Source organism: Marinobacter sp. M1C (assembly GCF_023314135.1).
Lineage (GTDB): Bacteria > Pseudomonadota > Gammaproteobacteria > Pseudomonadales > Oleiphilaceae > Marinobacter.
Window position 1 is genome coordinate 4,393,863 of sequence record NZ_CP092289.1, and the last position, 17,475, is coordinate 4,411,337.

General features: G+C 55.9%; 20 protein-coding genes. 9 read left to right on the plus strand and 11 right to left on the minus strand.

The window, feature by feature from the left end; genetic code table 11:
- Position 1: 1 nt before the first annotated feature.
- The 5 genes from tssG to tssB all read right to left on the minus strand — a co-directional run bounded on the left by tssG (position 2) and on the right by tssB (position 5,285).
- Positions 2–1,024 carry a type VI secretion system baseplate subunit TssG gene (tssG, locus tag MIH19_RS20630; RefSeq protein ID WP_249006647.1) on the minus strand — a complete coding sequence of 341 codons (1,023 nt, stop codon included), beginning with the start codon at positions 1,022–1,024 and terminating at the stop codon, positions 2–4.
- Positions 988–2,760: a type VI secretion system baseplate subunit TssF gene (gene tssF / locus MIH19_RS20635; protein ID WP_249006648.1), complete on the minus strand. Its 1,773-nt coding sequence runs from the start codon at positions 2,758–2,760 to the stop codon at positions 988–990. Before tssF ends, tssG begins: the two co-directional genes overlap by 37 nt.
- 32 nt (positions 2,761–2,792) lie before the next feature.
- Positions 2,793–3,242, minus strand: a complete 450-nt coding sequence (gene tssE, locus MIH19_RS20640) for a type VI secretion system baseplate subunit TssE (protein ID WP_249006649.1) — start codon at positions 3,240–3,242, stop codon at positions 2,793–2,795.
- 3 nt (positions 3,243–3,245) lie between these two features.
- Positions 3,246–4,724 carry a type VI secretion system contractile sheath large subunit gene (gene tssC, locus MIH19_RS20645; RefSeq protein ID WP_249006650.1) on the minus strand — a complete coding sequence of 493 codons (1,479 nt, stop codon included), beginning with the start codon at positions 4,722–4,724 and terminating at the stop codon, positions 3,246–3,248.
- A 66-nt stretch (positions 4,725–4,790) separates the two neighbouring features.
- Positions 4,791–5,285 carry a type VI secretion system contractile sheath small subunit gene (tssB, locus tag MIH19_RS20650; RefSeq protein WP_249006651.1) on the minus strand — a complete coding sequence of 165 codons (495 nt, stop codon included), beginning with the start codon at positions 5,283–5,285 and terminating at the stop codon, positions 4,791–4,793.
- 247 nt (positions 5,286–5,532) lie between these two features.
- Between tssB and MIH19_RS20655 the strand changes: the two genes are divergently transcribed.
- The 3 genes from MIH19_RS20655 (at position 5,533) to MIH19_RS20665 (ending at position 6,800) form a co-directional block, all read left to right on the plus strand.
- On the plus strand, positions 5,533–5,793 hold the full coding sequence (locus MIH19_RS20655) for an acyl-CoA-binding protein (RefSeq protein WP_249006652.1): 261 nt from the start codon (positions 5,533–5,535) through the stop codon (positions 5,791–5,793).
- A gap of 15 nt (positions 5,794–5,808) precedes the next feature.
- The gene (gene greB, locus MIH19_RS20660) at positions 5,809–6,282 is read left to right on the plus strand and encodes a transcription elongation factor GreB (RefSeq protein ID WP_249006653.1); all 474 of its coding nucleotides are present in this window, start codon (positions 5,809–5,811) and stop codon (positions 6,280–6,282) included.
- Positions 6,283–6,530: 248 nt separating this feature from the next.
- Positions 6,531–6,800 carry a hypothetical protein gene (locus MIH19_RS20665; protein ID WP_249006654.1) on the plus strand — a complete coding sequence of 90 codons (270 nt, stop codon included), beginning with the start codon at positions 6,531–6,533 and terminating at the stop codon, positions 6,798–6,800.
- Between the two features lie 8 nt (positions 6,801–6,808).
- Here the strand turns inward: MIH19_RS20665 and MIH19_RS20670 are convergent, their stop codons facing one another.
- The 6 genes from MIH19_RS20670 to ftsY all read right to left on the minus strand — a co-directional run bounded on the left by MIH19_RS20670 (position 6,809) and on the right by ftsY (position 13,032).
- On the minus strand, positions 6,809–8,269 hold the full coding sequence (locus MIH19_RS20670; RefSeq protein ID WP_249006655.1) for a HAMP domain-containing sensor histidine kinase: 1,461 nt from the start codon (positions 8,267–8,269) through the stop codon (positions 6,809–6,811).
- On the minus strand, positions 8,256–8,936 hold the full coding sequence (locus MIH19_RS20675; RefSeq protein WP_249006656.1) for a response regulator transcription factor: 681 nt from the start codon (positions 8,934–8,936) through the stop codon (positions 8,256–8,258). The genes MIH19_RS20670 and MIH19_RS20675 overlap by 14 nt, the downstream gene beginning before the upstream one ends.
- A gap of 189 nt (positions 8,937–9,125) precedes the next feature.
- Positions 9,126–9,986: an RNA polymerase sigma factor RpoH gene (gene rpoH, locus MIH19_RS20680; protein WP_098420759.1), complete on the minus strand. Its 861-nt coding sequence runs from the start codon at positions 9,984–9,986 to the stop codon at positions 9,126–9,128.
- Positions 9,987–10,119: 133 nt separating this feature from the next.
- Positions 10,120–11,106, minus strand: a complete 987-nt coding sequence (gene ftsX, locus MIH19_RS20685) for a permease-like cell division protein FtsX (RefSeq protein ID WP_249006657.1) — start codon at positions 11,104–11,106, stop codon at positions 10,120–10,122.
- Positions 11,099–11,785 carry a cell division ATP-binding protein FtsE gene (gene ftsE / locus MIH19_RS20690; protein WP_249006658.1) on the minus strand — a complete coding sequence of 229 codons (687 nt, stop codon included), beginning with the start codon at positions 11,783–11,785 and terminating at the stop codon, positions 11,099–11,101. The genes ftsX and ftsE overlap by 8 nt, the downstream gene beginning before the upstream one ends.
- Positions 11,786–11,814: 29 nt before the next feature.
- Complete coding sequence (gene ftsY, locus MIH19_RS20695) at positions 11,815–13,032, minus strand: signal recognition particle-docking protein FtsY (RefSeq protein ID WP_249006659.1); 1,218 nt, start codon at positions 13,030–13,032, stop codon at positions 11,815–11,817.
- A 138-nt stretch (positions 13,033–13,170) separates the two neighbouring features.
- Here ftsY and rsmD point away from each other — a divergent pair, with 138 nt between their 5' ends.
- From rsmD to hslO, 6 genes are all read left to right on the plus strand, one after another.
- Complete coding sequence (gene rsmD / locus MIH19_RS20700; RefSeq protein ID WP_249006660.1) at positions 13,171–13,827, plus strand: 16S rRNA (guanine(966)-N(2))-methyltransferase RsmD; 657 nt, start codon at positions 13,171–13,173, stop codon at positions 13,825–13,827.
- A 72-nt stretch (positions 13,828–13,899) separates the two neighbouring features.
- Entirely contained in the window at positions 13,900–14,712 is an 813-nt protein-coding gene (mutM, locus tag MIH19_RS20705) for a bifunctional DNA-formamidopyrimidine glycosylase/DNA-(apurinic or apyrimidinic site) lyase (protein WP_249006661.1), read from the plus strand.
- A gap of 199 nt (positions 14,713–14,911) precedes the next feature.
- Complete coding sequence (locus MIH19_RS20710) at positions 14,912–15,256, plus strand: hypothetical protein (RefSeq protein WP_249006662.1); 345 nt, start codon at positions 14,912–14,914, stop codon at positions 15,254–15,256.
- Between the two features lie 99 nt (positions 15,257–15,355).
- Positions 15,356–16,045 carry a GMP/IMP nucleotidase gene (yrfG, locus tag MIH19_RS20715; RefSeq protein ID WP_249006663.1) on the plus strand — a complete coding sequence of 230 codons (690 nt, stop codon included), beginning with the start codon at positions 15,356–15,358 and terminating at the stop codon, positions 16,043–16,045.
- Between the two features lie 40 nt (positions 16,046–16,085).
- On the plus strand, positions 16,086–16,496 hold the full coding sequence (gene hslR, locus MIH19_RS20720) for a ribosome-associated heat shock protein Hsp15 (RefSeq protein ID WP_249006664.1): 411 nt from the start codon (positions 16,086–16,088) through the stop codon (positions 16,494–16,496).
- A gap of 69 nt (positions 16,497–16,565) precedes the next feature.
- Positions 16,566–17,420, plus strand: a complete 855-nt coding sequence (gene hslO, locus MIH19_RS20725) for an Hsp33 family molecular chaperone HslO (protein WP_249006665.1) — start codon at positions 16,566–16,568, stop codon at positions 17,418–17,420.
- Positions 17,421–17,475: the final 55 nt, after the last annotated feature.

Consider the following 17,475-nt stretch of genomic DNA (forward strand, 5'->3'; position numbering starts at 1 on the left):
GTTAGTGGCGAATGGGCAAGCAGACATAGGAGCTCGCAGATGCCCTTTCGGGACTTAGAAACGTGGTCCACCCCAAGCGGCCGTGCTGCCCTAGTGCAACCGGCTGGATATCCTGCGGGCGCATGTGCAGCTCCAAATCCCACGCCAGAGGTTCACGCACCACAAATTCCAGCAGGCGAATCAGCCTTGGGTAATCGTCGCCGTTAGGCAAAAAATCGGCGAAACGCCGATGGCAAAGGTTGCCAAGACGCAGGCAGAACTTGCCGCTGCGGTCCGCCACCCTGGCACCCGCCAGGGTGGCCTGACCCAGACTGGCGTTGGCCTGCCCCAAGGCAGTTTGCTGGGCCGGCGCAATATCGACGTTGCGCAGTACCCACTGACGAATGGCCACATCGGCCAAGTCAAAACAATGACCAACAATCTTCGCGACCACATCTGCCGAGCGGCTGGGACCTGCCAGCACACCAGCGCAGGCCAGCAATCTGGATTCGCTCACGGCCAAGGCCTGGCGCCTTTGCCGATCGCCCAGCCCCATCAAGGCAAAAACAGTGTCAGAGAAGCCATCATTCGCGCCTGGGCGGTAGCGCACGTGGTAACGGTATTTGCGCCAGGAGCGGTGGAACAGTGTGACCAAACGATGGTTGAAAAAATCAAGGAAGTGGCGACGCACGCCCAGATTCTGACCGGCCTCCCAGGCCAGGTCTTCCAGGTAATAGCCCGGCAATGGCGACTGCGAGCCGTGCAGACCCAGAAAACTCACCTCCATCTGGTAGGGGGCATGCTCATGTGCAGGCGACAGCGCTGACACCACATCGCTGCCAGGGAACCCCAGGCCCGCCGAGGCTGAAAAGCGGATACGTTCAGGCGCCGGCGAGCCATTGCCGGCCGCGTCAGATTCCATATTATCGTTGTGGTGCCGGTGAATAAGATCCACCAGTTGAAAAAAACTGTAGCGCCTGGCGTCACCCAAAACGGGCTGCAGAACCGCTACATCAGCAGCTGCTGATCGTGCTGTAACGTCCATGTATAGCGTTCCTGATTATCGGTATTCACCACATCCAGTTGGTGAAAAGCATTGATACTGGCATAGAGTGCAAAAAATCGACTCAACACCGTGCCAAACAGGTACAGTTCGCCTTCCGAGGCAAACCCCTGCTGGCTTAAAAACAAGCTGGTGCGAGAGCCTCGTACCGGTAATCCCCGCAACATCCGGTCTAGCGTCTGCAACTCCAGGCGCTTAATGGCCGACTGACGCTGGCGGGCAATTCGCGCAGCCTGCCGGTCAGACAACGCGCGAAAATCGTACAGGCGCATCAACGTGCGTAAAGCCTCGGCGTCTGGAGCCGCTACGTAGTTTAGCGACAAGTTGGCCACCAATGCCCACAGCAACCGCCCGTCCAGAGTCGGCCTGATCGCAGCTGTTGGCCGGGTAATATTGCGAAAGCTGGCGAAGGTTGGCGAGCTTTCGGTGCCCATGCAGATTTCCCCTGCTGCCAGTTGTTCCGGCAGTTGCCTGTTGCTGCACACAAGGCTCAGCGAAATGGCTTCCTGCCGGTTCACGCAGGCGGATTCGTCTGCGCGCACAAACGCCATGTAATGGTCAAAACCGTTGTTAAGCACGCTTTGCCGCGCCCGCAGGTGATAATACAAAGGCGTTGCCTGTTGCTCGCTGTCCATGTCATGGCGGAAACTTTCGAACGGCGTGTAAATGCGCGGAGCATTTCGCCCGGTATGCCCCTCCAGCCAACCTTCAACCTGCTCAACGCTGAACACTTCATAGTGGTCGGGCGAGCGGCTGGACGCCAGAATTCGGTACTCGGTCTGCCGCCCATTCAAGTCCACCGGCTCACCTTCATGGCTGAACAGGTTAATAGCAGGTGTACAGTACAACTGAAAATCATCCACGCCCACGCGCATCTGCACCGGCAATAGGCGGCTGAAATGAAAGCGCAGGCTGATTTCGTCTGCCTGCAGATTCGGCAAACGCGAAGACAGGCCCGTGACGGTTACAAAACGGAAGGCCTCGGGCAGGCTCAGATATTCCTGCAGAAGCCGGTGGCCGGGTAAAGCGCTCTGCGGATAGGGCAACAACGCCTCGTCGTCTGCAAAGCCCGCAGGCCGAAGCCGCTCAGTAGGCAACGGCCAGGCGGTGTCGCCCACCACCAGTTCCATAGCGTCCAGATAGTGGTTTAACCATAAGTAAAGCGTGGAGGCGTTTGGCTCATTCCCACCCAGATAAAATTGCAGGCTATCAAGCCCCAGACCGTTCACCGGCTGATCGCTGTGCACACCCAGCGACACCGTGACAGATGATCGCTGCGGCCCGTGCTCAGCCTTCACCGCGGCCACCGTCAATGGATAGATGTCGAGGGCACGGCAGGTACGGAAACGGCATTGGATCTGGCGATTGGCTTCGCCCACCGGCCGGCTTTTCACTTCAGTGTGGCGCGGCACCCGCTGGCGTTCGCTGATGGCGTGCAGCTGTGGGTCAAAACGCATGATGGTCAAGCTTGGCACAGGGCGCAAGTAGTTGGGCCACAGCAGGTTTAACAGCGAATGGGTCAGCTCGGGAAATTCATCTTCCACTTTTTCCCGTAGCTTGCCGGTCAAAAAGGCAAAGCCTTCCAACAGCCGCTCCACGTCAGGGTCTGCGCTCTGCTCCGACAGAAAACGCGTAAGCTGAGGATGGCTTTGCGCAAACTCCCGCCCTTGGAGCTTGAGGAAGCTCAACTCATCCTGATAGAAACGGTTCAATTTCATTCATGCGCCCGTTGGTGTGTTATCAAAGCTAGTCAGATCACCCGGTAATAGCGTTTGTCGTCCAGTAGCAGATCGATGGTCGCTTTGTCGTCTACCGCTGCCACCCGCAAATGCACGGTTACCTGAAAACGCAGCTGAAGCGGGTTCGCGCCCTGAGGTAATGCCAGAACGTTCACCCTGTTCACCCGGGGCTCAAAGTGTTCGATGCACTGACGGATGGCGTCACGCACCCGAATACCCAAATCAACAGTGCCCAGGGTAGCGTCGTTGAAGTCCAGCAAGCCCAGTTCAGGCGCGCTGGGGCTAGCACCGGGGTGGGCATTGAGTAGGCGCACCAGATGGCGTTTGATGGACTGCACCACATCGCCCAGCTCGTCCAACAGCGGCACGGCCGATTCGCCCGCCTGCTCCAGGCGTTCGAACAGGCTAAGCCCGGATGGCACAGCGGGGAGTGGAAAGTCTGCCTCAGAAACACCGAACATGGTCTATTCCTTGTCCAGCCGGCCCACCAGCGACAACTCAAAATTGGCGCCCATATACTTGAAGTGCGGCCTTACTGACAGCATCACCTGATACCAGCCCGGTTCACCTTCTACGTCTGACACCGTAATGCGGGCAGCCCTTAGTGGTCGGCGGCTACGCACCTCCGCCGGCGGATTTTCCTGATCGGCTACGTACTGGCGAATCCAGGTGTTCAGCTCACGCTCCAGATCCTGGCGTTCTTTCCAAGAACCGATCTGCTCCCGCTGCAACACCTTGATGTAATGCGCAAGACGGTTAACCACCATCATGTAAGGCAACTGGGTGCCTAGCTTGTAATTGGTCTCGGCGATTTTGCCCTCACGGGTGTTCGGGAACTGACGGGTTTTCTGCACCGAGTTTGCGGAGAAAAACGCTGCGTTGTCGCTCCCTTTGCGCATGGTGAGTGCAATAAAACCTTCATCCGCCAGTTCGAATTCGCGGCGATCGGTGATCAGTACTTCGGTGGGAATTTTTGCTTCCAGCTGGCCAAAGGACTCAAACAGGTGCACCGGCAGGTTTTCCACCGAGCCGCCGCTTTGCGGACCGATGATATTCGGACACCAGCGGTACTTGGCAAAGCTTTCGCTCAGCCGGGTGGCCAGAAGATACGCCGTATTGCCCCACAGATAGTGCTCGTGGTCAGCGGATACGTCTTCTTTGTAATTAAAACTGCGCACCGGATTTTCAGCCGGGTCATAAGGCGTGCGCAGCAAGAAGCGCGGCGCGGTCAGGCCCAGGTAGCGGGCGTCTTCAGATTCGCGCAGGCCGCGCCATTTGGTGTAGCGAGGTCCCTCGAAGACCGCTTTTAATTCCTTGATGGCCGGCAGCTCTTGATAGCCGTCTATGCCGAAAAACGACGGCGCCACCGATGACAAAAACGGAGCATGAGCCATGGCACCCACAGAAGCCACATAGTGCAGAAGCTTGATGTCTGCCGCGCCGGGGTTGAAGGCGTAATTGCCCACCACCGCGGCCACCGGTTCACCGCCAAACTGGCCGTATTCGGTAGCATAAATGTGCTGGTAAAAGCCTGTTTGAGTCACATCCGGAGCGAACTCGAAGTCTTCCAGCAGCTCGGCTTTGGTGGCGTGCAGAATGTCTACTTTAATGTTTTCACGGAAGTCGGTGCGGTCGACCATCAGCTTGAGCCCGCGCCAGGACGATTCCAACTCTTGCAGGCTAGGCGCGTGCAGAATTTCGTCCATCTGCGCGCTGATTTTACGATCCAGTTCCACCACCATCTGGTCCACCAGCGCTTTGTTCACCGGCTGGCCTTTTTCATCACTTCGCAGCAGATTGGTGATGAAGGTAGCAACGCCTTTGCGCGCTACCTCATAGCCTTCATCCGCTGGCGCCATTCTGCTGTTGGCCATTACCTGGTCCAGCAAAGAACCCTCCACAACAGTTTCAGCAGCCGTGTGCTGCCCGGCAGTATCAGACATACCAATTCCTTTTAGTACGTGTTTCGTCGTGAGGTTTATATCAAGATTGCGGTATAGCGGTAACCGTTACTCGCCGTCTGTGGCCAGTTGCAGTTCGCTTATCAGTTGCTCCCGGGCGCTGTCGTTGTTCAGCAATTCTTGCAGCTTACTGCGAAACGACGGCACGTTGCCCAGCGGGCCTTTTAAGGCGACCAAGGCTTCACGCAGCTCAATCAGCTTGCGCATCTCTGGAACCTGGCGTGCAATACTGTCGGGGGAAAAGTCTTCAAGGCTGTGAAACGCCAGATTGACCGCGAGGGCTTCGGCCTCTGGATCCAGCTTATTGCCAACACTGGCTGAAAGATTCAGTCCGGCTTCTTTGATCACCGAGCGAAAATTGCCTTTATCTACGCTAACGGCTTTGCGTTCTTCGATAGGGGTGGTTTCGGCGTGGCCCTTAAAATCGCCAACCACGAACAGCTTGAGTGGCAGCTCGGTTTCGGCCTGGCTATCGCCAGTAGCGGGTACATATTTGATATTGATGCGCTCTTTTGGCGCAACAGAACCGTCTTTTGCAGACATGGCTTGCTCCCTGTGCAATTCCTTTGCGATGTTACTTCCCTGATTGCGCACCATCCTGGCGAACAACGGTCTACACTGTACATAGAGAATTCTTGCCCCTCAAGCCAAATTTTGCCTTGCGCATCGAGAATGTGAACAAGGGCAAGTTTTCGCTCAAAGTCATCTCGCTTTGATCCTCCACGTTTCGAACTGTGACGCCAACCACCGTGCCCGCTATACTCGCGGCATCAGCCACTGGAGAGCCACCATGAGTGATCTGAAAACCCAATTTGAACAGGCCGTAAATCAGGTACAGAGCGCCGACGGCGATTTTAAGCCTTCGACGGAAATGAAGCTCGAATTCTATGCGCTGTACAAGCAGGCGACCGTCGGCGATGCCAGTGGCAAGCGCCCTGGAATGATGGATTTTGTGGGTCGGGCAAAGTACGACGCCTGGGCCAAACTGGAAGGTGCGTCAAAAGACCAGGCAATGCAGCAGTACATCAACAAACTCGCTGCGGTTAAGTAGCGCTGTGGGCCGGCCATGAAAACCAATCTGATTACCCGCGAAGGCTATGATTTGCTGCAGCAAGAGCTGGATCAGCTCTGGCGCCACGAACGCCCGGAGGTTACCCGCAAGGTAACCTGGGCCGCCGGCCTTGGCGATCGCTCTGAAAACGCTGATTATCAATACAACAAAAAGCGACTGCGGGAGATAGACCGTCGCGTGCGCTATCTGCGTAAGCGTTTTGAAGAATTGAAGGTGGTTGCCTATTCGCCGGAGCAAGAAGGTAAGGTATTTTTTGGCGCCTGGGTCAGCCTGCTGGACGAAGACGACAAGCCACTGACGTTCCGCATTGTAGGGCCTGACGAAATCTACGGCCGCAACGATTACGCCTCTGTCGACGCACCTTTGGTGCGCGCCTGCCTGAAAAAAGAGGTGGGTGACGAAGTGGCGGTTATACTGCCGGCCGGCGAAAAAACCTGGCTCATTGAGACCATTCACTACCCTTACTGACGTTTCATAAACGCTGACAGCAGACATAAAAAAGCCCCGTTAAACGGGGCAAGGTTCGCGCTGTCTGGAGTCCCAGCTGCTGAATAACTATTATTATACTCCAACACTATTACCAATGGGTGTCGGGGCCGTTACCAGTTGGTCAGAATTGATTACTGAGCGCTACCGTTCACCATAATTAGGTTGTGCACTCTAGTAGCCCGGCGTAACGTTCAGCCAACGCAGTTACATTCACAACGGAGGCTGTTATGAACCGCCAAAAATTACAGGATCTGGCGCTACAAGGTGTCGACACCCTGGGTTACCAGCTGGACCGTTTTGGTATTACCAGTAAGGTAAATCGCCACAATCTGGCGGCTTATCTGATGCACGGGCAGAAACAGCTGGAAGGCGAGTGGGACAGCTTACAGGTGCGTTTTGATCTGCAAAAAGCCCGCTTCGAAAGACTGAGTGAAACGGTTGAACAGAGGGCTAATCGCCTGTTGCGCCCGCTCAAGCGAAATAAACAACAGGGCTGAATCCGCTTTCAGATCATGGTGTCGTTGTCAATCGCAGGGCTAGCAGCGTTGATAGTTTTTCTGCGCCGCTTTCTGCGCTCTTTCACCACCGCCGGCATACGCACGGTAATGGTCAACCCCGGCGGCTCTTTGCCGGGGTGAGTGTCCGTCAGCTCGATGCGGGCCTGATGAATTTCCGCAACCGCATTCACCAGGCTAAGGCCGAGCCCGTTGCCGGGTAAAGAGCGACTTTTACCCACCCTGTAGAAGCGTTGAAATACCCGGCTTTTCTCTTCGTCTGGCACGCCAATACCGCTGTCTTGCACCGAAAATACCGCCTCGTCGTTTTCTTTGCGCACAACAATGCGAATAGTACCGTGTTGCGGGGTGTACTTAATGGCGTTATCAATTAGATTACTGAACATCTGAAACAGCAAATCCCGGTCGCCTTCAATATTCACACCTTGTTCCAGCTCTTGCTCGAAGTTCTGATCTTTATCTTCGGCTACTGCTTCGTAAAGCTCACAAGCGTCTTCCACCAAAGCATCTATTGCCACAGCCTTTACGTCCCCTGCGTTACCACGGCTTTCCAGACGGGCAATTCGCAGGAGGGCATTGAAGGTAGCCAGCAGTTGATCAGCTTCGGCCACCGCACGGCCAGCCTGTTCACGGGCTTCGTCGTTATCCACAGACATCAGGGTATTTTCGAGTTGATTACGCAAGCGGGTAAGTGGGGTGCGCAAGTCGTGGGCAATGCTGTCGGACACATGACGAATGCCTTCCATCAGATACACTATGCGGTCAAGCATCTGGTTCAGATTTTCCGCCAGCTGGTCAAAATCATCTTCGGTACCGCGGTTAGGAATGCGCAAAGACAGATGGCCGTTCATGATTCGGCGCGACGTGGCGTTAATAATTTCAATGCGGCCAGTCGTGCTGCGACTCATCAAAAAGCCGCCCATCAAGGCCAGAGCCAAGGTAATACCCATACCCCAATTGATGGTGTTTCCGATGACTCTTTTAACTTTGGTCAGCTCTTCGACATCGCGGCCTACCAACAGCAGCAGACCGCCCTGCACTTCAAAAATTCGCGCGCGGGCCAGGCGCTCGTTGCCCATCCAGCCTACTGCTTCATCGAGTTTGAAGTTGATCCAGCCAGTTTCCGAGGGGGTGATTGGCGGCCATTGTTGAATGTTGCCGGCGAGTTTGACATGTTCGTCGGTGGTCAGTAGGTAAATAGACTTTGCGTTGGGTTCGCGGGCCACACGCTCACGGATGATGGTAATCAAGCCGTTCACGCCGCGCCCACGATATTGCTCCGCCAGCCCCGCAATTTCGGCTTCAATAGTGGCATCTGTCTGGGCTGTCATAAAACCGGCCGTACGCCAGTATATGAACGCCAGAAGCAAGAACACCGAGGTGGCAAACACCACCATATACAGCAGTGCCAGTTGGAACGACGACGTTCTGAGCTGGCTAAGCAGTTTCACGCAGCATGTATCCGGCACCGCGAACGGTTTGCAGCAGCGGCGTATCGAACTCTTTGTCGATTTTCGCCCGCAGACGACTTATGTGCACATCAATCACGTTGGTCTGGGGGTCAAAATGATAGTCCCAGACTTTTTCCAGCAGCATGGTACGAGTAACCACCTGACCGGCGTTGCGCATCAGATATTCCAGAAGGCGGAATTCCCGCGGCTGTACGTCGATATTCTGGCCTGCGCGTTTTACCGTGCGTGCCAGCAGATCCATTTCGAGATCGGCCACATGCAGTACAGTCTCGGTTTCTGCTGCCTGGCGATTACGACGAATCAGAGATTCGATACGGGCCAGCAACTCGGTAAACGAGAACGGCTTGGTGAGATAGTCATCGCCGCCGCCACGTAGGCCCTCTACCCGGTCGTCCACATCACCCAGGGCGCTGAGAATCAAAATGGGTACCTGATTGCCTGTGGCGCGAACGGTTTTGATGATGGCTAGGCCATCCATGCCAGGCAACATGCGATCGACAATCATAATGTCGTATTCTTCGCTGGCTGCCATCAGCATGCCTGTTTTGCCGTCGTCCGCGTGATCCACTACAAAGTCAGATTCTCGCAGGCCTTTCACCAGATAACTTGCTACGTCGTGATCGTCTTCTATGACCAGTGCTTTCACCGGTATTCCTCCCGCTGGCCTATGATAGTGCTCCAAGGGTACGAATAACCTGGCCGCTGGGCCAGTTACCATCTTGTAAGAGGCTGTCGCCTATGACGACGCAACACTTACAAAAACGCCACCGGGCGTAAAAGCGGCGGTGGCGTTAATTGGCAGAGCCCCGTTAACACTGCATTTAAGCGGTTAAAGTCAGGCCGCTTCTTGCATGTGCAGACGTATTTTCTTCATCGCATTTTTTTCCAGTTGACGGATGCGTTCGGCAGATACCCCATAACGATCGGCCAGCTGGTGTAAGGTCGATTTGGTCTCTGACAGCCAGCGCTCGCGCAGGATATCTTGGCTGCGATCGTCCAGAGTGGACAGAGCCTGCATCAGGCGCCCGTTAGAATCTTCAGTCCAGTCGGAGCGTTCCAGTTGGGTAGCCGGATTGCTGCGGTGATCTTCAAGATAATACGCCGGCGCCTGGTAAGCGCTGTCTTCGTCATCGTTCATCGGGCCGTCAAAAGCCGTATCGTGAGACGACAGGCGGCCTTCCATTTCGCGCACCACGCGAGCTTCCACGCCTAAGTCTGCGGCCACTGCGTTTAGCTCATCGTGGCTCAACCAGGCCAATTTCTTTTTCTGACCGCGCAGATTAAAAAATAGCTTACGTTGGGCTTTGGTGGTCGCCACTTTCACAATGCGCCAGTTGCGCAAAATGAATTCGTGAATTTCTGCTTTGATCCAGTGCACCGCGAACGACACCAGCCGCACACCGTATTCGGGGTTGAAACGTTTAACGGCTTTCATCAGACCCACGTTACCTTCCTGCACCAAATCAGACTGATTCAGGCCATAACCGGAATAACTACGGGCAATGTGAATCACAAAGCGCAAATGCGACAGAATCAGCTGGCGGGCAGCATCTACGTCGCCCTCGTGATAAAGGCGTGCCGACAATGCACGCTCTTCATCCACTGTTAAAATGGGTATGCGACTCGCAGCCTGAATGTAAGACTCGAGATTAGCGCCCGGAACCAGCTTGTCCATCAGCTGCAAACTTGTGCCCATGCTTTATTCCTCCGAATCTGTACGCTGTAAAAACAGGCAATGACCTATAAGACCACAAAATGCCCTGAAAGTTCCTGAACGCATCATTAAAACACGGTAAATACGGGTGTTTACAGACTTCCTACCGCCTATTCTAATGGTCTCCGGGCTCCATGTCATCCAAGTGTCTTCGCACCGCCACCCAGGCACCCAGCCAGCCCAGTGTCATGGCAGTGAAAATCAACATTATTGCGTTTTCAAAGCCCAATCCACTCAGAACAAAATCACTGTGATATAACGCCGCTAATCTTGCTATCGGTGCGCTTAGCCACCAAAAAGTAATGAGTAGCAGCAAACACGCCACTAAACCGCCACCCAAACCAAACCAGGCGCCGGTGTACACAAAGGGGCGGCGCACAAAGGCGTCAGTGCCACCCACCAGCTTGGCCACCAAAATTTCATCGCGCCGGCTTTCAATGGCCAGGCGCACGGTGTTACCAATAACCAATACGACGGCAACCGCCAACAAGATTGCCAGCGCCAAAGCAGCCCGCGTCAATAAACCGGCCAGGGCATTCAGCCGCTGCAACCAACCCAGGTCCACTTGTACACGCTCCACTGCAGGCAGGCCTTGAAGGTACTCCACTAAAGCCTCCACACCGTCGGTACTGCGATAACTCGCCTCCGGCGTAATCAATAGGCTGTGCGGCAGCGGGTTCTCCTGCAGAAAATCCAGTGCGTCGGCAAGCCCGGAGCTGACGCGAAATTCCGCCAGGGCGCGCTCGCGGTCTACCAGCTCTACAAACGCCACCCGACTGTCGGTGTCTATCTGATCAGCTAGCGCATTGGCCTGCGGCAAAGGCGTTTCAAGGCCAAGGTAAACCGTCACCCGCGCGCCATTTTCCCAACCGGCACTGACATTCTGCAAACTGGCCAACAGCAGTAACAACGCCACCGGCAGCGCCAACGCAACGCCCATAACGGCCCAGGTCATCATGCTGGACACCGGGTTGCGCCACATGCGCGCTATGCTGTCGCGGGCTACTGTGCGGTGGTGGTCCAGATAACTGCCCGCAACCTGCTTCAGCGGCGAGGCGCTTTGGCGGGCGCCGCCGGAGCGCGGTACCGGTGATTTAGCCATGGTTAACCTCCGTCCGCGGGCGGCCATCAGCCACCAACTGGCCTTGGTCTAGCCTTAGGGTGCGGCGGTTCATGTCGTTAATCAGTGTAATGTCGTGGCTGGCAATCAACACGGTTACGCCCACCTGACTGAACTGGCCAAACAGATTCATAATATCGGCAGACAGCTCCGGGTCGAGGTTACCGGTAGGTTCATCGGCCAGCAGCACCGGTGGTTTATTCACCACCGCCCGAGCAATGCCGACGCGCTGCTGTTCACCACCAGACAACTGCAGGGGGTTCATCTTCTCTTTGCTCAGCAGACCCACTTTGTCCAACGCCGCGCGCACCCGCCGGCCAATGTCACCCGGGGCGACTCCGATGACCTGCAGTGGCATGGCAACGTTGTCAAATACGGTGCGGTCAAACAGCAACTGGTGGTTCTGAAACACCACGCCGATGTGACGGCGAATGTAGGGGATTTGCCGCCGAGGCAGGCTGTTCAACAACTGCCCGCCAACCCATACTTCACCGGCGCTGGGGCGCTCCATCACCATCAGCAGTTTTAGCAAGGTGCTTTTACCGGCCCCGGAATGCCCGGTCAGAAACGCCAGCTCGCCCCGATTAAGAGCAAAGTTTACCTGTCGCAGCGCGGTGTGATCGCTGCCATAGCGTTTCGTGACCTGACGGAACTCGATCATCACAATCCCTGGTGGTTGGCGCTCAAACGTTAGTCAAAAAGAGCGTCGACAAAGGCACGGGCGTCAAAGCTGCGCAGGTCTTCAACCTGCTCCCCCACGCCAATAAAACGAATCGGTAGCTGCAGCTGGCGGGCAATCGCGAACACAATACCGCCTTTGGCCGTGCCGTCGAGTTTGGTCAGAGTGATGCCACTGACGCCCACCGTTTGCTGGAACACCTGGGCCTGGCTCAATGCGTTCTGGCCGGTACCGGCATCCAGCACCAACATGACTTCGTGAGGTGCTGCGGTATCGAGCTTTTTCATCACCCGCACAACTTTTTCCAGCTCGCTCATCAGGTTATCTTTGTTGTGCAGCCGCCCGGCGGTGTCGGCAATGACCACGTCAATGCCGCGGGACTTGGCTGACTGAATAGCATCAAAAATAACAGACGCGCTGTCGGCGCCGGTGTGCTGGGCAATCACCGGGACTTTATTGCGGTCGCCCCAAACCTGCAACTGCTCCACTGCAGCGGCGCGGAATGTATCCCCCGCGGCCAGCAAGACAGATTTGCCTTCGTCTTGAAATTTCTTGGTGAGTTTGCCAATGGTGGTGGTTTTTCCAACCCCGTTCACGCCAACCATAAGAATGACAAAAGGCTTCGCTTGGGCGTCGAGCACAAGCGGCTTACTGACATCTTTTAACAACCCGTGGAGCTGGTCGCGCAGCGCCTGGCGAAGGGCTTCGCCATCTTTGAGCTGGTCGCGCTTAAGCTTTTCAGTCAGCGATTCAATAATTTCGGTGGTTGCGGTTACGCCTACGTCTGCCATTAACAGTGTGGTTTCAATTTCTTCCAGCAGGTCTGCGTCAATCTTCTTGCCCGCCGAGAACATATCCGCCAGGCCGCCGGCAAAGCTAGCGCGGGTTTTGCCCAGACCGCGGCGAATGCGCTCAAGAACGCTAATCTGGGGCTCTGGCTCAACTAACGGTTGCGGTACAACCTCCGGCCTGAACACTGCCGGTTCGGGTACGATGGGCGCCTGTTTAGGCTGGAGCTCAGCCAAGGCGGTGTCGGCCAGCTCGGCGTCAGACGCAGGCTTTGTTTCAGGCAATGGTTGCGGCGCAGGCGCGGCTTGCGAGTCTGGCTGGCGCAACTCGAATGTACGCGGGCGCGGAATCTTACGCCGGCGGCTGGCCAGATCCAGCACGAATAACAAAACAACCAGGGCCGCAATGCCAATTGAAATCCACTCTGCCGTTATAGTCATACCATTGAATCCAAAAATAAGCGGGACAAATTAGGCCGCTATTCTAACAGACTGCTGCCGGTTAGCGAGGTAGCGCACGCGGTGACGCTTTTGTTTTATCATGGGCCGGCCCAAACACCGCCTTTCAGGACACATGCCATGCCTCAGCGCCGCAAATCACCGCGCCCTTTGCCCAAGCAACACGCCGCCGATGGTCAGCGCCCTAAATCGGCCTCTACTAATGGGGGCGTTCAGGGCGAATTACGCATCATCGGCGGCGACTGGCGCAGCCGCAAGCTGACATTTCCAGACAGCGGAGGCGTGCGGCCAACGCCATCGCGCATCCGCGAAACCCTTTTTAACTGGCTGCGTTTCCATCTGGCCGGGGCTCACTGCCTGGATTTGTTTGCAGGTTCCGGTGCGCTCGGGCTAGAGGCGTTATCAAGGGGCGCAGCCCACAGCGTGTTTGTGGACCACACGCCAGAACTGGTCAAAGCGCTCAACAGCAATCTTGCACTTCTTCAGGCCGACAACGCCCGTGTTGTGCGCCAGGATACCGATGCCTTTCTGGCCGGCCCGGGGGACAGCTTTGACATCGTCTTTATTGACCCGCCCTTCCGTCAGGGCTGGCTGACACGATTGTTGCCTGCGCTGGCAGACAACGGCTGGGTCAAACCCGGTAGCTGGGTTTATTTAGAACACGAAAGTGAACTGACGACTCCAGCGGTGCCCACCGGCTGGCAATTACAGCGGCAAAAGAGCGCTGGGCAGGTATGTTACTGCCTGTTTCGTATAACCGACACAACATCAGTTTAAGGTTACCGACACAATTTAAGGTTACCAACACGACACCAGCCTGACGCTGCTTTTTATGACGGAGTGATCACCGTGCCCGAATTGCCTGAAGTTGAAACCACCCGCCGTGGCATAGCCCCCCACCTGGAAGGCCAGACCGTTCGCTCTGTCAGCGTTCGTAATGGTCGATTGCGCTGGCCGGTGCCAGAGGATCTAGCTATGCGATTGGAAGGGGAAGTGATACGCAGCGTGGAGCGACGCGCCAAATACCTGTTTCTGAATCTCGACAGCGGCAGCGTTATTGTGCACTTGGGTATGTCTGGCAGCTTGCGAATCATTACTGACGACAGCGCCGCGTTAACCCATGATCACGTAGAGCTGATGCTGCATTCGGGTGTACGCCTGAGATACAACGACCCACGCCGTTTCGGCTGCTGGCTGTGGTCCTCAAATCCCAGCACTCATCCGCTGATCGCTAGCCTGGGGCCAGAGCCGCTGGCACCCGAATTCAACGGCGCCTATTTATTTCGCCGTTCCCGGGGCAAAAGCACCGCGGTCAAATCCTTCATTATGGACGGCCATGTGGTGGTGGGCGTGGGCAATATTTACGCCAACGAAGCCCTGTTCAAAGCTGGCATTCACCCGCGGAGGCAAGCCGGACGCATCAGCCTTAGCCGCTACCACCGATTGGTCGAGGTGATTCAGGAAACCCTGATGGCTGCTATCCTGATGGGTGGCACCACCTTGCGGGACTTTGTTAACAGCGATGGCCAGCCCGGCTATTTCGCACAGTCGCTGCTAGTGTACGGTCGCGGAGGCAAGCCCTGTTCCGAATGTCAGGCTACGCTGCGGGAAATCCGCATGAATCAGCGGGCGACGGTATACTGCACCCGTTGCCAGCGCTGAGGCCGTGTTCAATCTGCCAAAATCGTTTGAAAAAGCTCAAATATGCTTCATAGTTAACAGTGCTACAGGCCAGCGCTGCTAAACTAAACATTAGCAATACACCCATCGTTGCGGCCGCTATTCAATTAAGCAGCCACACAAAACAGCCGATCATAGCTCTTGTAACTCGTCAGGGCTTATTTCGCTCAGGAGACATCGAATGACCCGCAAGCTGACCCAAATTTTGACGACTGTTTTGAAGACTATGATGGTCGCCAGCCTGCTCTCGTTTTCCGCCATCGGCCACGCCAACACGTTAGATGAAAGCCCATCTGCGCTGGCTATGACGACCGATGCACTGATTGTGCGTCCTTTGCTGTTGGCGACGACCATTGTGGGCAGCGCGGTGTACTTGGTGTCACTGCCATTTTCACTGCTGGGTGGCAACACCGCTGAAGCCGGTGAAGTATTGGTAGCAGGGCCGGCCAGAGCCACATTTATGCGCTGCTTGGGCTGCACCCGCAGCGGGAGCAAGCACGATACCGTTGAGCAACCCGCGAACTGATTCAGCCCGCTTCAACGGCTCTGGGTCAGCACAAGCCTGGGTTGTCAGGCGCAATCAATTGAGGCAGCCTGTGAGAAATTTCACGGGCTCTATTTGTTTATGGTGAACTGGTCAACTCTCGATACGGTGTTTCTGGATATGGACGGAACACTGTTGGACCTGCATTTCGACAACCATTTTTGGCTGGAACATCTGCCGCTGCGCTACGCACAAAAAAACAATCTGCAACCTCAGGTAGCCAAACAACAGCTGATGGCTTTGATTATGGCCCAGCGTGGTTCGCTGAACTGGTACTGCACCGATTACTGGAGCGACCAGCTGTCCATGGACATCAATGGACTGAAAGCCGAGGTGGGTGAGCGTGTGGGCTATCGGCCCCATGTGCGGGCGTTTCTATCCAGCCTACGCGAACGCGGTTTGTATACGGTGATTGCCACCAATTGCCACCCGGACCCCCTGGCCATGAAACTTGAGCGTACCGGCCTGGACACTTTGGTTGACGACATAGTGTCTAGCCATCAGCTTGGCAAACCCAAGGAAGACCCTGCTTTTTGGCAAGCACTGCACCGTGTGACCCCCTACGATCGCAGTCGCACCCTGATGGTAGACGACAGTTTTGCCGTGCTTGAAAGCGCAGCCAAAGCCGGTATCGCACAACTGCTGGCGGTACTGGCACCAGACAGCCAGCAGCCTGCCAATAGCGCTCACCCGCAAATCACCGGTATTCATGACTTCGATGAAGTACTGCCACAACTGCAGAAGCAGCGGCCCCTGCCATCTGCGGGATGACACCGCTATAATCAACTCGCGCAGCAAAAGGTGAGATGACATGGCTACACCCAACAAAAAAGACGATGACCGCGTCAGGCTGGACAAGTGGCTATGGGCGGCGCGCTTTTTTAAAACCCGCGCCCTGGCCAAAACCGCGGTGGAAGGCGGCAAAGTGCGTTACAACACCCAGCGTTGCAAGCCCGGCAAACTGATGGAAGCCGGGGCGGAACTGTCGATACGGCTAGGCTTGCAGGAAAAAATTGTGGTGGTAGACGATATCAGTGACCACCGCCGTGGGGCAGCGGAAGCAGCCCTGCTTTATCACGAAACCGAAGACAGCGTGAAAAAGCGCGAAGACCTGACCTTGCAACGCAAGAGCCTGCAAGCCTCACAGCTTCCGCCGGCACGGCGCCCGTCGAAAAAAGACCGCCGCGACATCGACCGGTTTCGCGAACACAACGGGATATAGAAGGCAGCTCGAAAAGGCAGCCCGCAGACCCCAAACAGCTTTATTCCACGTTTTTTCAGGAGACACACAATGGCGTCCGGCGATCAGTTCCAGCGCTTTATATTTGAAGACAGCCAGATCCGCGGGGCCTGGGTACAGCTGGATGAAAGTTATCAACAAATCGGTCGCCAGGCCCCCTACCCAGAATCTGTGCGCCAGTTACTCGGCCAGTCACTCGTGGCCAGCGTGTTAATGAGCAGCACACTGAAGTTCAACGGTGCGTTGTCATTACAGGCCCAAGGTGATGGCCCTGTGCAAACGCTAATGTCGGAATGCAGCCACGACCGCTTCATACGCGGAGTAGCGCGGTTTGACGATCAGGCCATCGGCGACGGTGATTTCCAACAGTTGCTGGGCGACGGCCGCATGGCCATTACCATCACGCCGGACCAGGGCCAGCGATACCAAGGTGTTGTGCCCCGCGAACGTGACAGCCTGGCAGGCTGCCTGGAAGAATACTTTGAGCGCTCTGAACAAATCGCCACATCGCTGCTGCTGTTTGCCAGCGAAGACAAAGCCGGTGGCCTTCTGTTGCAGCGCCTTCCCGGTCACACCCAGGAAGATGACGAACTTTGGGAGCGCATCAATCACCTGGCGCGCACCGTGGAAGCCAGCGAAATGCTCGAACTGGACAGCGAGACACTACTTCACCGCCTGTTCAACGAGGAAACCGTGCGGATATTTGACGCGGAACCAGTCGCCTTCCGCTGCAGCTGTTCCCGTGAGCGCACAATGAGCGCGCTGGAAGCGGTTGGGAGCGAGGAATGCTATAGCATTCTGGAAGACCAGGGTTCCATTGAAATGGACTGCCAGTTCTGCCATGCCCACTACCGTTTTGACCGTATCGACATAGACCAATTATTTACCGGCCACACCCTGCACTGAGCCGGTGTTGACCGATAACTACAGCGGCCGCAAAAAGGCACCCAGCAGACCTTGA

Excerpts from the sequence above, each read along its gene's own strand:
- tssG (WP_249006647.1), bottom strand. The coding sequence starts at position 1,024 with ATGGACGTTACAGCACGATCAGCAGCTGCTGATGTAGCGGTTCTGCAG.
- tssF (WP_249006648.1), bottom strand. The coding sequence starts at position 2,760 with ATGAAATTGAACCGTTTCTATCAGGATGAGTTGAGCTTCCTCAAGCTC.
- tssE (WP_249006649.1), bottom strand. The coding sequence starts at position 3,242 with ATGTTCGGTGTTTCTGAGGCAGACTTTCCACTCCCCGCTGTGCCATCC.
- tssC (WP_249006650.1), bottom strand. The coding sequence starts at position 4,724 with ATGTCTGATACTGCCGGGCAGCACACGGCTGCTGAAACTGTTGTGGAG.
- tssB (WP_249006651.1), bottom strand. The coding sequence starts at position 5,285 with ATGTCTGCAAAAGACGGTTCTGTTGCGCCAAAAGAGCGCATCAATATC.
- MIH19_RS20655 (WP_249006652.1), top strand. The coding sequence starts at position 5,533 with ATGAGTGATCTGAAAACCCAATTTGAACAGGCCGTAAATCAGGTACAG.
- greB (WP_249006653.1), top strand. The coding sequence starts at position 5,809 with ATGAAAACCAATCTGATTACCCGCGAAGGCTATGATTTGCTGCAGCAA.
- MIH19_RS20665 (WP_249006654.1), top strand. The coding sequence starts at position 6,531 with ATGAACCGCCAAAAATTACAGGATCTGGCGCTACAAGGTGTCGACACC.
- rpoH (WP_098420759.1), bottom strand. The coding sequence starts at position 9,986 with ATGGGCACAAGTTTGCAGCTGATGGACAAGCTGGTTCCGGGCGCTAAT.
- ftsX (WP_249006657.1), bottom strand. The coding sequence starts at position 11,106 with ATGGCTAAATCACCGGTACCGCGCTCCGGCGGCGCCCGCCAAAGCGCC.
- ftsE (WP_249006658.1), bottom strand. The coding sequence starts at position 11,785 with ATGATCGAGTTCCGTCAGGTCACGAAACGCTATGGCAGCGATCACACC.
- ftsY (WP_249006659.1), bottom strand. The coding sequence starts at position 13,032 with ATGACTATAACGGCAGAGTGGATTTCAATTGGCATTGCGGCCCTGGTT.
- rsmD (WP_249006660.1), top strand. The coding sequence starts at position 13,171 with ATGCCTCAGCGCCGCAAATCACCGCGCCCTTTGCCCAAGCAACACGCC.
- MIH19_RS20710 (WP_249006662.1), top strand. The coding sequence starts at position 14,912 with ATGACCCGCAAGCTGACCCAAATTTTGACGACTGTTTTGAAGACTATG.
- yrfG (WP_249006663.1), top strand. The coding sequence starts at position 15,356 with ATGGTGAACTGGTCAACTCTCGATACGGTGTTTCTGGATATGGACGGA.
- hslR (WP_249006664.1), top strand. The coding sequence starts at position 16,086 with ATGGCTACACCCAACAAAAAAGACGATGACCGCGTCAGGCTGGACAAG.
- hslO (WP_249006665.1), top strand. The coding sequence starts at position 16,566 with ATGGCGTCCGGCGATCAGTTCCAGCGCTTTATATTTGAAGACAGCCAG.